Annotated in this window: 5 protein-coding genes; all 5 read right to left on the bottom strand. The window is 50.2% G+C overall.

Annotated elements, in window-relative coordinates; all coding sequences use genetic code 11:
- Positions 1 to 24: 24 nt before the first annotated feature.
- The 5 genes from DW931_RS07540 to DW931_RS07520 all read right to left on the bottom strand — a co-directional run bounded on the left by DW931_RS07540 (position 25) and on the right by DW931_RS07520 (position 13,082).
- The gene (locus DW931_RS07540) at positions 25 to 4,854 is read right to left on the bottom strand and encodes a cytidyltransferase-related domain protein (protein ID WP_107000999.1); all 4,830 of its coding nucleotides are present in this window, start codon (positions 4,852 to 4,854) and stop codon (positions 25 to 27) included.
- Positions 4,855 to 5,113: 259 nt separating this feature from the next.
- On the bottom strand, positions 5,114 to 5,623 hold the full coding sequence (locus tag DW931_RS07535) for a heme-binding protein (protein ID WP_107000644.1): 510 nt from the start codon (positions 5,621 to 5,623) through the stop codon (positions 5,114 to 5,116).
- Between the two features lie 322 nt (positions 5,624 to 5,945).
- A complete protein-coding gene (locus DW931_RS07530) occupies positions 5,946 to 12,227 on the bottom strand; it encodes a YDG domain-containing protein (protein ID WP_118626941.1) in 6,282 nt (2,093 codons plus the stop codon).
- Positions 12,152 to 12,631: a hypothetical protein gene (locus DW931_RS07525; protein WP_118481891.1), complete on the bottom strand. Its 480-nt coding sequence runs from the start codon at positions 12,629 to 12,631 to the stop codon at positions 12,152 to 12,154. The genes DW931_RS07530 and DW931_RS07525 overlap by 76 nt, the downstream gene beginning before the upstream one ends.
- A 34-nt stretch (positions 12,632 to 12,665) precedes the next feature.
- Positions 12,666 to 13,082, bottom strand: a complete 417-nt coding sequence (locus DW931_RS07520; protein ID WP_117796264.1) for a hypothetical protein — start codon at positions 13,080 to 13,082, stop codon at positions 12,666 to 12,668.
- Between the last annotated feature and the right edge of the window lie 253 nt (positions 13,083 to 13,335).

Raw genomic sequence — 13,335 nt, 5'->3', positions numbered from 1 at the left:
TATCCTTGTGCTTCCACAAATTTCTCACTTCCGCGTCCGATACAGCATCTCTAAATCATTTTCCAGATACACCGACGCTGCCAGATTCGGATCGTAGCTGACGCACTCGCCTTTATCCGGGCAGAGCGGCAGGATGACCGCTTCAGACAGGCGGCTGAGCGTTAAGTTTCTCGCAAACAGCGCCCGGTACTCGGATTCGAGCACCAGAAGGATGTTGCGCGCGTTGCGGATGCAGCACGCGGAGAACTCAAACGCGGCTTCCGGCGTACTTCCCTGTACCGGCGGTGCGGCATACGGCAGGATCATATTGATCGACGGCGTCAGTCCCGCCACCTTCACGGTATCGCGGCGCACCGTATCGCCTCCGATGAACGGGTACAGTGTGGACTCGACAAACCAGTTCCGCAGATTCGGAATATAATAAATACTGTCTACCGGCACGCCCTTCGTCGCCATCGTGTCGCGCCCGTAGCCTGAAATCATACCTAACACCAATTTTTTGATTTCCACGCCCTCTTCGCGCAGCATCGGTTCCAATGCCTCGAAACGTCCGCCGTGATGCAGCAGATCATCAACCAGAATCACCGGGCGGTCAAAGGACTTGATAGCCTTGATCTGGCTTCGCAGCGGCGAATAGTACGGGAACGCTTCGATCGACTTCTCTTTCAGCTCCGGATCGTACACTTTATCTGTATGCAGCGTCTTCGTCACCGTATTCGGAATAACTTTTCCACGCAGGATCTTGCCGAACGGCACGCACATCGCCCCGCCGAGGTGCCTCGGCGTCACTGGGTCACGCGGCACACCATTCAACGCCGTGATCCGTTCCACCAGACGATGGTAAATCACGCTCGCAGACATCGAAAGAACCAGCTGTCCCGGATAGAAGCGCGTCATCGCCATCTGCAATTCCCGATGCGCCTTGTAGATCGCATCCAGAACGCGCGGATTGCTGGAAAATGGTTCTTTTAACGTTGTTTCCAGATTCTGCACTAACACAAGCGGCGCATGCATATCGACCAGATAGAGCGGCGCGTCTTCCGGGGATTCCGGCGCCTTCACAAAGCCCTGGCGGACCACCGCCGACAGCACGCGCTCCGGGCAGTAACCGTCTGCCGGGAAGAAAAGTGCATAGCCGCATTTATACTCAAAGGACCGTGCGATCGCCTCGGTTAAAAGCAGCTGTTCCGCGTCGTAGATCATCGGATCGCGCTCGACATAGATACCCGAAATCAGAAGAATCTCACCGTAGGTATGGCGGCGCACCTGATCTGCCAGACTGACCTGTCCCAGGACGGCAAACAGCTCATCCGGCGCCAGATAGCGAAGCCGTGCCACGCCGACCAGCCGGTTTTCCTGCACGGTATTCCTAAGAAGCAGCAGCCGGTCGCCCGACTCCTTCATCGAATTTAACAGGTCCTCCCGATCTTCTTCGTCCCGCAGAACGAAATTCGAAATTTCCGCCAGAAGCATTTCATCCGGCATCTCCACCTCCTCATAGGAGATCGCACGCGCGCGGATATATGGTTTATATTCCGGCTCCCGCAGATACAGACCGTTGTAATAGATATATTCCTGCACAGACGGGTCAATCAGGTTCGAAATATCGCGGTTCAGATCGATATTTTCACGGATTCTCGTCGAACTGATGTCCTCCAGATGCTCCGGAAGCTCCAGCTCCACAACCTTGCCGCTGATCTGATCCATCATCTGACGGTTGTATTTATTGTCCGCCTTGACATCACCCACGCGGCGGAACGCGATGTGGTTCATCGAATGAATCGAATTTTTGACCGGTTTCTTCTTATAAGAAGAGGCATTGGCAATGACATCGCTGCCGACCACGATATACAGCTCTTTTCCGGAAAACACCTCTCTCAGGCGTTTCAGATCCGCCGGATTGGCGATATTGACCGGAATATCATCCGGGAACAGGTTCACATGGAACTCATCCGCCACCGACATGCTCACGATCTGACGGCGGATCAGATGCGGCTGCGCCTTTTTCGACCAGGAAAATTCATCGACCGCCAGAAATACCTCATAGCCGAGGTCGCGGATCTCGCGGACAATCTCTTTGTGCGACAGCGTAAACGGATCAAATGTGCCCGGGAAGAATGCCACCTGGTTCCGCTCTTTGATCTCTAAATTGCCCTCGGTCATATGGTACTGCGTGATGAACCGGTAAATATTAGAAAGGGACGCCGCACGATAAAATGCCGTCAGCTCATTTCCCTTATTTTCATTGAATAAGAACAGCATCTTGCGGAAGGACAGGGCGAACAGCTCTTTTTTCTCCCGGCACTCCATCCAGGATGAGCCGAAGACGGTCTGCCCCAGCACCAGCATCGCCTCCTGGCGCACCGACTCGCGATAATTCGCCAGACCGCTGAGCAGGATGCCAAGCAGACGTCCGCGCCGTTCCTCGCATACCTCTTTTTCCTCCGCAAAGCGCTCTGGGTAGCACGAATACCGTTCCAGCAGCACGCCGACCGTATCAAGCGCAACCGAGACTATCTGGTCGTTTGCATTTGCCATCATGCCATGCAGGTAGGAAACGATCTCCTCCAGCTGTTCCGGCGGCAGCCACAGCGCCGCCTGCCCCAGATACTGCGGAATATATTTGGAAAATTCGTACTCACCGACTTCCAGCCCCTTCATCAGCTCGACCACGATCTCATTTCTCTGATCCGGTGTCAGAAGCCCGATGATGCGAAGCAGGGCGGTTCCGGCATCATGGCGCACGATCACGTGCTCGCTGACTTTTACAAGGTTTGAGAGATGCGCTGCGATATGCAGCATATGTTCCTGTTTGCCATGGGCGATCTGATCGACGAGCAGCTTGATATTGGCCGACTTGATGACCCACGGCGTCGCTGTTTTGAGGTTATCCAGGAAAATATCAGAGACAACATCGCGGTCATACAAAAGTTCCTGTTCTCTCGCCGTGTCCTCTCCGAGGTTACTTAACACGCGGTATTTGAGGAAGGTCATCGTGATATTGTCCTCAACCTGCGCCGCCCTCACGCACACGCCGATCTCGGCACAGCACGGATGATCCGGCTGGTACGCCGTCAGAAGCTTGAACGCGCGCCACGATGCGATCCGCACATCCGGTTCCCCGCTCTGCGACTCAATCAGGGCAAATTTTGCGATTTTCCCCAGTTCCTCTTCGCTCAGTTTATCAAACGGCATGAAATGCACCGTATCCAGCAGGGAAAATGCCTCGCCCGGATCCAGCTCCTCCGCCCGGTCATACCAAACCAGAAATGCCTCCAGAAATTCCCGCAGATCACCCGGCGTCGCATGATCAACCACCGATGCCAGCACATTTTTCAGGTGATAACGGATGCGCCTTTTCTGCTGCAGCATCAGCTTATGATCCGGTCGGATGATCATTTCCAGATATTGCTTCCAGATCTCCATCACGCGCTCCTCGGCAATATCCGGCATGCCCGCCGGGCGCTCCTTGCGGTAACCGGCGTTGAACTGCGCGATCACGTGTCCGATCAGCCTCGCCGCCTGCGCGCGGATGTCGCCCTCACGGTGCATCAGAAGCTCATATAAAAAGCCCAGCGTCTGCTCTTTCTGTTTGTCGTTTGTGTATGTAAAATATTCACGGAAAATGTTTAAGTACGCGCGGACACTCTTCCAATCCTTCTCGCTGCGCGCCGCCTCGAGGAGATTGCCAAACTGGCGTTCCGCCCCCATCTGATGCATAACGCGGATATTATGCTCGATACCCATGAAAACGAGGGACTGCACCGTCTGCTCTGCATTCCGAAGGGAAATATCCGGCAGCACCTCCGGCTTTTTCGGGTGTCCATTCAAATCCACATCCACGCCGAGAGACCGCATATAATCCTCAAAATCATGCAGCTTGGAATAAACAAAGCGGTAACGGTTTAATTTCACCTCATCCACGTTGTCGAGTTTCGAGAGAATGACATTGAACGCCTCGTCCAGATTAGAAATATAGGTAATCTCACGCCCATCATCGCCGCGGCTCTGTTTTACACGGAAATCGGAATAGATCAGCACCAGGGATTCAACCGACAGGTTTTCCGGTTCCAGATCCCAGGTCGAATGGTTCGCCGCAATATGGCCGATGTATTCCATCGAATGGTTGTTGAACCACTGGTTTGTATAATAGTAATGAAGATACGGAACTCGCTCATTCGGCTTGCAGCCGAATTTGCCGAGATCATGACCTGCAGCCGCCCCCGAGGTCAGCGTCAGATCGATCGGAACACCCGCCTCGTAAAGCCCCCGTGCCACCGTCATCGCGACATAATGCACGCCCGCGATGTGCTCCAGCGTCCGAAACGGCGTCACCTCCGCATTGAGGCGCATCATCTCATAGATGTATTCCTGTGCGAAAAACTTCTTGAAACGGCTGTATTCTGCCGCGCACTCAAAGCTTGAAGCTTCCTCATCATCCAAAAATGCAAAGTCCTCCATCGGTTTGTACGGAAGCACCGCCCGCTCGCGGTCAAATACGAACTGAAGCACTGCCAGATAGAACTCCGCACCGGCGGAAAAAGCGGCATTTTTCTTCTTAAACTCCGCATCCGGGTAGAGAATATGGCACACATACTGGTAGGTAAACTTCATCCAGCCCTCTTCCGGCTCATGCCCTAAAAGGCTTAAAGGTTCCTCGCAGATTTCGTAAACCGCACTGCAGGAAATCCGCTTTTTAATCGGGAAAATGTGGGCGAACTGCTCCTCCCAGTGATCCTTGTTCATGAGCATCATCACATTTTTCCGGCTCAGCCCCGACCGGTCTAAAAAGTCTTTTTCGCAAAGGCGCTCGGCCAGTTCCGCCGCCGCCTGACGTACCTCTTTTTTACTCATCCACATTCCTCGCATTCTCTGGCTGCCTCAGACGGTTCCCGGCTATGCAGAAAACATCTGAATCATTGCAAATGTTCTTTGAATCTAAAATTTTATAATACTAGAATTATACCACCTGGTGGGGAAGTGCGCTATACAAAATAACGGATAATTCATCGCCATACGGCACAGTAAAACAACAAAAGACGCCTGCAAAAATGCAGATAGCTCATCTACCTTCCATTTCTGCAAACGTCTTTATTTTTACAAGTCAATCATTTTATGGCTGCTCTTTTTGAACCTCCGGAATCTCAACCCCCAGCTGTTTCGCCATCGCATCCGCGATCACCTGATGATCGTCCCAGTGTTCCATGCCGGATACCATCACATAGGCAAACGGACGGCTTCCATCTCTCATGAAAACCGGAATGCAGCCGCCGCACACGAAGAAGTTCTCCTCGCGCACTTTCCAGGATGCTTCCAGTTCTCCGGCTCTCGATGCCGTCAGTGCCCGCAGCGAGCTCATCCCCGTGAGCCGCGATGCTGCCAGCTTATTGGTCATCCACCAGTCTGCTTCCAGCGTCGCGCCCTCCATCTTGTAGGCAAAGACGGTCGTCTCGTCCTCCACGATGCGGACAGCGACCGAACCGTGATATTTTTCCCCCGTAATCTCTGCAATCAAAAGCCCCAGCTCAAGCGCCTGTTTCCGGGTAAATGTGTCGTAGCGAAGTACGGATTCCTGCTGTTTCAGAATTTCATTCCATTGTTCTTCCGTGTAGAAATTCTTCATGTGTTCCCCTCCTGTGTCGGTTTGTTTTCCCCTTGTGAATCAGGTTATGATCCCCCGGGGTTCATTATATCATACGTATTCTCACCCGTCCACTCACGAACCCGCGCTATCGCGCTCTACCGCCCTGCTTCGCATGGCTGTTCGTTCGTTAATGGCGCAAGAAAAGAATATGTCTGCTTCGCAGCCGCATTCTTTTCTCCTGCGCTCATTATATTTTTTCATGAATACAGCTGTAAACACATTGGAATTTCATTTTGACTCGGCTTCATAAGGGATTTAGATAGAAGCCGCAATCAGTCAAACTTCGACCTAAATGTTCTTTTTACTGTCTGTCTTTCCCATCCCACACACCATTTTCATCTACATAGTAGCCGTCCGGTGTCAGACGTCCGACATACAGGATGCCTTTTCTTCCGTCTGAGGTCGGGTGGAAATAGTGCCATTTGCCGTCAATCAGGACCCAGCCGGTCTGCATGCCGTGTTCCGGATCGAGGTAGAACCAGCCGCCATAGTCTTCGTCGCGCATCCAGCCGGTCTTGATATAGCCGCTTTCATCGAACGCCCACCAGTTGCCGTTTACCTGCTCCCATGCATATGCAATGCCATTTGTACCGCGTTTTTCTGCCTTCGGGTAGCTGCTGTCTGCGAAGCGGAGCCACCAGCCGTGTTCATCCTGCATCCAGTGACTCTTTCCGTCATTGGCAGTGCTGTTGGCAGTTCCTGTGAGAATACCTGTGATGCTGTTGGTTCTTCCCCTCACCGGATCCCGCCTGGTCGCTCCGCTGCCGGAAGACTTGTCACGTCCGGAGGAAGAGCTCTGGCTGCCTGATTGGTCTGGCTTGTCGGAGTTATCTGGCTTGTCGGAGTCTTCTGGCTTATCCTCTGCCGGTGGAGCTGCCTTACTGATTTCAAATGTAAGGGATGCCGGAGCTGGTGTGTTGTATCTGGATTCCCACGTATTAAATTCGCCACAATCAAACTCGGCTTTGATTGTGTGGGTGCCTACAAATGATTCTCCCGGCTTCGTCCACTTAAGTACAGCGGTTCCATCTTCCCCTACCGAAACTATATCTGCATCCGGGTTTTCATTATCATAGAAATGAACATAACCCTGCAGCTTGTCCTGGTAAACTCCCTGTACTCTGGCAATGATATCAAAATCCTCTTCCTCTGTTCCCAGAATTCCTTTCGAAAGCTGGACTCCGGTCGTCCGGTTCACAGCCGTTAAAGTTAGGGCGAGTGTTCCTTTTTTTATGGTTATCGTTCCATCTGCCGGTGTGTTTGTGCCAATATAATTCTTTCCATCTTCCATGGTGATGCTTACCTTTGCAGAACCGGTACCTTTAATGGTCACCTGTCCCTGTGCGTCCACGGTGAGAACCTTTTCATCCGAGCTTGTATAGTTCAGAGCTCCATCTCCCTCTACATTCACACCTGTCAAGGAAAAGCTGTCGTCTCCATAGGTTTTTTCTCCGGTCCATGCTTGCGAATCGATTGAAACCGAACCCTGTATCTGATGGATGGTTCCGGTCTGGGCTGGATATATGATACGGTAATTCTGCAGATTCACTGCACTCTCGCCTGTCTCAACCTTTGCCTCTGAGGAATCAATGGTTACCGTCTTATCGATTCCGGCATTGGCATCTTCAAAGCGTCCTTTGAGACCGCTTATGGTATAGTTCTGACCCGGAGTTCCTATCGCTACCGTCGCCGCTAATGCGATGTCGGTATTTTCGTCATAAGGCTTTTCAATAGGTGTCGTAACAACTGCGGTTAACTCTTTCGGAGATATCTCCGGAATCACACTTCTTTTCAAACTATTTCCATACTGCCCTTCCGATGCTCCCTCCGGGCTAAATTCTACCTGATATGCAGTGGTTCCCTTTACCTCCGGATAAATGGAGGAAGCTTGCGTTCCTTTCTGCTCCTTACTGAAGCTCCATTCTCCAGAAACCTCCGTTCCTCTAGAATTAACAACCCGAAATCCCTCTGCCAGCTGTACCGGAATCTCTGAAAGTGTCTGTCCATAGGTTCCATTCGCTTCAAAGGATACGTCGCCAGCGGGACCTTGGAACCGTAAGATATCCGGCGTTGTCACAGATAAGCGATCAGCCGACTTCGATGCAAAACTGTTGTCTGTTGCTTTCACACGAAGGGTTATATAATAGGTGTTAGCCGGCTTCCGATTCTTAAACCAAGTCCCTGACTGCCACTGAAGCTCGCCATCCACGGATTCTGAAATTCCGTACTCACAACCGGAAACGGCCGTCCCAGCCTTAATAAGGTAGCTGTCTTTCGTTACATTTGTTATCTGTATCGGATCCGGTTTTGCCGGTCTTACCGGAATCGTTATTGCGGCTGCTTCGCCTGCTGTGGAACCTGCGGCTGCCTTTCGCACATACAGGGTAATCTCTCTCGCATTCTCCGGCTGATTGTCCAGAATTTTCGTCAGAGAAGCTTCGCCTCCTGCCCGGATCTTTGTCCAAGATTCAGAATTCTCGGATTCCGCATATTCCAGATCATACAGAGCCGTATTTTTCAGGACTTCCCTTTGATAATCAATAGAGGTCTGTTTACGCTCCAATACATTTTCATCCGTGTCTGCCTTTACTGTTCCGGTAAATTCCACACCGCCAAAGGAGGCTTTCACTGCCTCCGATTCTGGAAGATACATATAGATCTTTCCGTTGGAATCTGTCCGGACATCCTGAAAGCCGTAGGAGCTTCCTTCACCTTCAATACCTGCTTTTTTAACCAGTGTATTATTCTCATAGATACCGGTCAGATCCGCTGTGGTATAATAAACTGGGTTATCTTTCCCGTCTTTTGCTGTATTCTTCTGCCAATTTCCATCTACCTGTTCCCAACCATAAATCATAGGGATTTTTATATATGCACCCGCATTGATCAGATGGATCGTTCCTCCCGCAATCGTCACATCAGTTTGTGCCCGTGTAGAATTCGCAGCCCCCTTTCCAATATGGGCAGCGTCCCTACTCCATGCTTCTTTATTATTTAAGCATATAGTGCCGCCGTCAATCAGCACCTCCGATGAACTGTCTTTACCACTTCCGATGCAGGCTCCCTGTCCAGAATAGGCTGTAATCATTCCGCCATGAATCTCAATCTTAGCAGTTATCGCTGGGTCTCCAGGGGCATATCCATAACCGCTTCCAATTCCGGCACCACTCAACGAGCTTGCATTCACCGTTCCGCCTGCTATCACGATTTTGCCGGTTCTTTTCTTGCCAAAAGCACTTCCTGTTCCGATTCCGGCACCATTCGATTTTGTTTCTGCAGTTATCGTTCCTCCGCTAATCCGTATTTCTTTTACACTATTTCTTGCCGAAGCACCGATAGCCGCTCCGTTAGAATCGGAAGTTGCAATTACAGTTCCCCCCTTGATGTGAATGGTTCCTGCATCCTCTCCTCCATTTCCTCCAATTGCTGCACCAGTCCCCTTTACACCTGTATTATTGAGCACCTCGATGGAGCCCTGCTGTTCCGGCTCACTGTCAATCGTAAGCTTTGCATCTTTCGCCACGCTGATACCGGCAGGTGAAACTTTTTCCCCTGATTGATTAATCGAAATCTTGTTTTCCCCTTCCAGATAGGTGGTCACATGGGATTCTCCGTTTATCTGAATCGGTGCAGTAGCCTCTGCCGGTGTAATCGTAAGGCTCTTTAATACGAGCTTTAATTCCTCGGAAGCTGGGGTATCCACAGAGAGATGATAATTCTCTACCAGCTTAGATGAAGTGATCCGATAGCTTTTATCATAGGACTGGTCTATTAACTTTGCTGTAACCACCTTGCCGGAATCATCTGTTTTAGAATATAAAATTGTCAGCTTACCATCTGCCCCGGAAAAAGATATATTTCCAAGGGAAAGATCCAGCTCTCCCTCCAGCGCCTCTGCCTCATTTAATACGGTAATATCCGTTCCGGCAACCTCTGCCTTTACCGTTTCACTGTCCAGAGTAAAGCTTCCGCTGGATCCGCCTAATTCTGCAATACCTGTATTTATCACAAACCGGTAATTTCCGACCGGAAGATATGCCAGAGCATATGCATGATTACCTGCTTCTGCATCAATTGTCAGCTTCCCGTCAAAGGCAAACTGGCCTTCGTCCTGCTTTAATTCCACCGGAGCTTCTAAGGCTCCAGCCAGCCGTCCGGCTGTCAGGGATACATTCTCTGCCTCCTGCACCTTGGATGAGTAGAAGTGGAACCGGACAGGATACAGGTGTTCTCCGATGGTAAGGGAAAGATTCTTTTCCTCCTTTGACTCCATCGAGAGGGATCCTGTTACTGTAAAGCTATTCGTATTTTCTCCTTCCCCTCCTTCTTCCTGTACCTGAACCGATACCGGAACCTCTCCGGACAGGGGCGTATACCAGCTGACTTTATCAGTCTTTAGCTGATAACCGGAAGCTTTTTGAGATAAATAGGTTACTACATCTGGTGCAGTGCCGCCTTCGCTTGCTTCTTCCCCGATTTGAACTGTCAGGGTATATTTCTTACCATCCCTCAAACGGCCATCATGGATGGTCAGATCCATTGCCTTCTGGTAAGCGGCTTTTCCCAGCGTGACGGAGATGGTTTCATCCTTTCCTTTGTTTAGAACAACGCTTCCCTCCATCGTCTTAACTGTCCCGCCACCGGAAGGCTCCAGCGCTACAACCATCTGCATATTTCCGGAATAGCCCATCCACTGGGTTATATCCGGTATCGTTCCCCTGAATCCTGAGACGGTCATCTGAGTGCTTTTTTCATAAACCGGATTTTTTCTCTCTGTATCATTTTTCCAATACAGGGCTATGTCAGCCTGATAGGTTTCATTTTGTAGCTGGTTATCATAAGCGGTGATCTGGAATGTTTTTTTCCCGTAGGTACATTCTTCTCCTCGGGGCGCAATCTTGCTTTCAAGCGGCAGCTCCAGCTGCACCTCCTCGGAAATAGTGACACTGCCGCCTTCCATTCCATTTCCATCAAGAGGCCATAACTCTCCATAACCAATATTTCCACCCGTTACCTTCACAGATCCACTTAATATCTGGATATCGCCACAGGATAATTTTAAATCAGTCACTCCATTCCATCCGCTGCCGATGGCAGCTCCCAGATATTCTGATTTTTCATTCTTATAAAAAGATACGGCTATATTGGGAGCTTCGTCTTTCCTCCCGTCGATCACGATCGTGTCTACACTTCCACCCATTCCGCCTCCGATTCCAGCTCCTGTCTGCCTTCCTCCTTTTGCGGTTATCGTTCCACCCAGTATTTTAATGGTTCCGCCGATTCCATAGCGACCGGTTCCGATTCCGGCTCCTCCATGATAATCCCTCGAATAGGAAACCCAATAAGCTCCACCTTCAGCTTCGATAGTTCCGCCCTTGATTATAATCGTTCCTGTCCTACAGTTATTATCTGCACCTTCGTCACTTGCTGTTCCTTTTCCTCCGATACCGGCGGCCCCATAGGCACCTCCCACTGCCTTCAGGCTTCCGGTACTATTCTCCGTAATAACCAGTGTTGCTCCTTTTCCCACCTCAATTCCGGCTCCCTCATCCAGTCCCACAAGTGTATTGGTTCCTTCTAAGGTCAGATTCAGCTGGGCATTGCCTTTCAAGTAAATACCGGCCAGATTCCATCCTCTGGCTCCACCAGATTGGATCGTTACATTTTTAATCGTCAGATCGACCGTAACATTATCAATTATGATGCCGCCCTTGATGTCTGTATAAGTGGCCTCCGGTCGATTGGTAGGGCAATATCTGCCGGTTATGGTTTTTCCGTTAAACTCATTTTTGTTAGCACTATTAATGAGTAGCGGCTCATTATTCAGATCATACTCCTCGCCTGCCAGAGTCATCAGCTGCATCTCTCCTACGAGAACGCAGATTTCCGGAAGCTCTGCTTCCTCTCCCATCGGATATTCCTCCGGCAGAACCGGTGTGTAGACATAGGCACAGCCGTTGTAGTCCTGATTTGCCTCCTCATAGCCCGCCCAGGTCTTCGTCGAAGTCTCGACCGGCTCTCCGTCCTCGTCAAATTCTTCGAAATAGTCTTTTTCGGAAATGCCGCCGTGAAACTCCGGAAGATCACTCTGCTCTTCGTCCAGTTTCCAGGTTATGCCTGAAATCTGCCAGACTGCCGTTTCCGCATCTGTATCTTTCTCTGTGCCCTTATCCACTGCTTTCACCAGATGCACATTCTGGCTGTCTTCCGCCAGCGTTTCATCCGCCTCTTCCACCTCAACCTCCAGTATATCCGGCAGGATGATATCGCTTTCTTTGGCACCCAGAGGAAGCTTCTGCACCGCAACTGTCTCATCTAACTCCGAAAATCCGATGATTGCCGGACCTTTTTCTTCTGGCAGCACCGTCACCTCGATGCTTGGCAAAAAGCCGGTATCCAGTTCATAGCGGCTGCTTTTCAATTCCGCATCAAACACATAGGTACCCGGTGTTTCTCCGTCGTATGTATCTTTCTCACTGAAGGTCTCATCCAGAACCCAGCGGACCTTTACTTCCTTCCAGTTTTTATCGGTTTTCGTCCCGTCCGCATCGGATGGGGATGCTTTCTGCTCAGTGTCATCCACCCCCCTATTTCCGATTTTTCTGTAGCATCTGCCTCAGATGGGGATGCTTTCCGAACTGTACCATCTGTTTCAGATGAAGAAAGCGTCTGAGACTTTTTTTCTGTTTCCACTTTACCGTCTCCGCTTTGAAGCTCCGACGGCGTAGCAATCTTTTCTGCACCGTCTTCTTCATCCGATGCTTCTTCTGCCAAAACCCGCACCTTCAGCTTGTCCGGCAGCTCCAGATCCTTATATTTCGTTCCATACGGAACCTCCTGATGCAGGATTTCATCCGAAAGCTCCTTCACTTCCTCGATATACTGCACCGAACTGCCTGCCAGCACCTGCGGGTGCCAGTCACAGGTATTCCATATCATCACCGCCGCCAGCGCCGCTGCCAGGGCACGCTTATATTTCTTTTTCATGCTGTTTTCCTCCATTTATTCTGAGCGAATTTTTCTATTTCAGTCTGTTTCCCACTTGAACAAAATACTTTTTCTTCCGAGCCAGCAGGCTTTCGCTGCACGCCGCCAGAAGTTCTTCTAATTCTTCTTTTTTCGTCGGAAATACCCCGAATGCAGTCACATGGATCCGCCAGGATTCAAGGGCATTGTCCCGGTCGGAAAGCCAGATCAAGGACGCCGCCGGGTTGTTTTCCCGGATTTTTTCTACGATTTCCGCTCCCTGTCTGCCCTGGACGGATGCCAGCATAATGAGGTAGGGATTCCCCTTTACAAAGTGCAGATATGCGTCCAGATCGCTGATATACGTGTGAATCATCGGCCATCTGCGGTTTTCAGTCAATATTTCACGCAGCATTTTTTCCAGTCCTTCAATGTCGGTCGGTTTTTCTCCATATATCACTACCCGTACCATATCCCACCTGCCTTTTTTGATTTATCTGTAACAACATTTCATTTACATTTCGGGTCATAACTTTTATACTATAAGCATACCAAATGAGCGATTTAATGAAAACCACATCGACGCAAACGGTCAAACCTCGACCTAAATGGTCACGGTTTTGAATAAAGGAGAATATATTAAGTAATCGAATTTATTGACCAATGTGATTAAATGTGTTTAAATATACTCAAAGGAGTAAATTATTATGAACACATCAAATATC

This window comes from Clostridium sp. AM43-3BH (assembly GCF_003479985.1).
Classification (GTDB): domain Bacteria; phylum Bacillota; class Clostridia; order Lachnospirales; family Lachnospiraceae; genus Otoolea; species Otoolea fessa.
The sequence above is the reverse complement of the archived record's forward strand: the minus strand, read 5'-3'. Positions and strand labels throughout refer to the sequence as shown.

Excerpts from the sequence above, each read along its gene's own strand:
- DW931_RS07540 (WP_107000999.1), bottom strand. The coding sequence starts at position 4,854 with ATGAGTAAAAAAGAGGTACGTCAGGCGGCGGCGGAACTGGCCGAGCGC.
- DW931_RS07535 (WP_107000644.1), bottom strand. The coding sequence starts at position 5,623 with ATGAAGAATTTCTACACGGAAGAACAATGGAATGAAATTCTGAAACAG.
- DW931_RS07520 (WP_117796264.1), bottom strand. The coding sequence starts at position 13,082 with ATGGTACGGGTAGTGATATATGGAGAAAAACCGACCGACATTGAAGGA.
- DW931_RS07525 (WP_118481891.1), bottom strand. The coding sequence starts at position 12,631 with ATGAAAAAGAAATATAAGCGTGCCCTGGCAGCGGCGCTGGCGGCGGTG.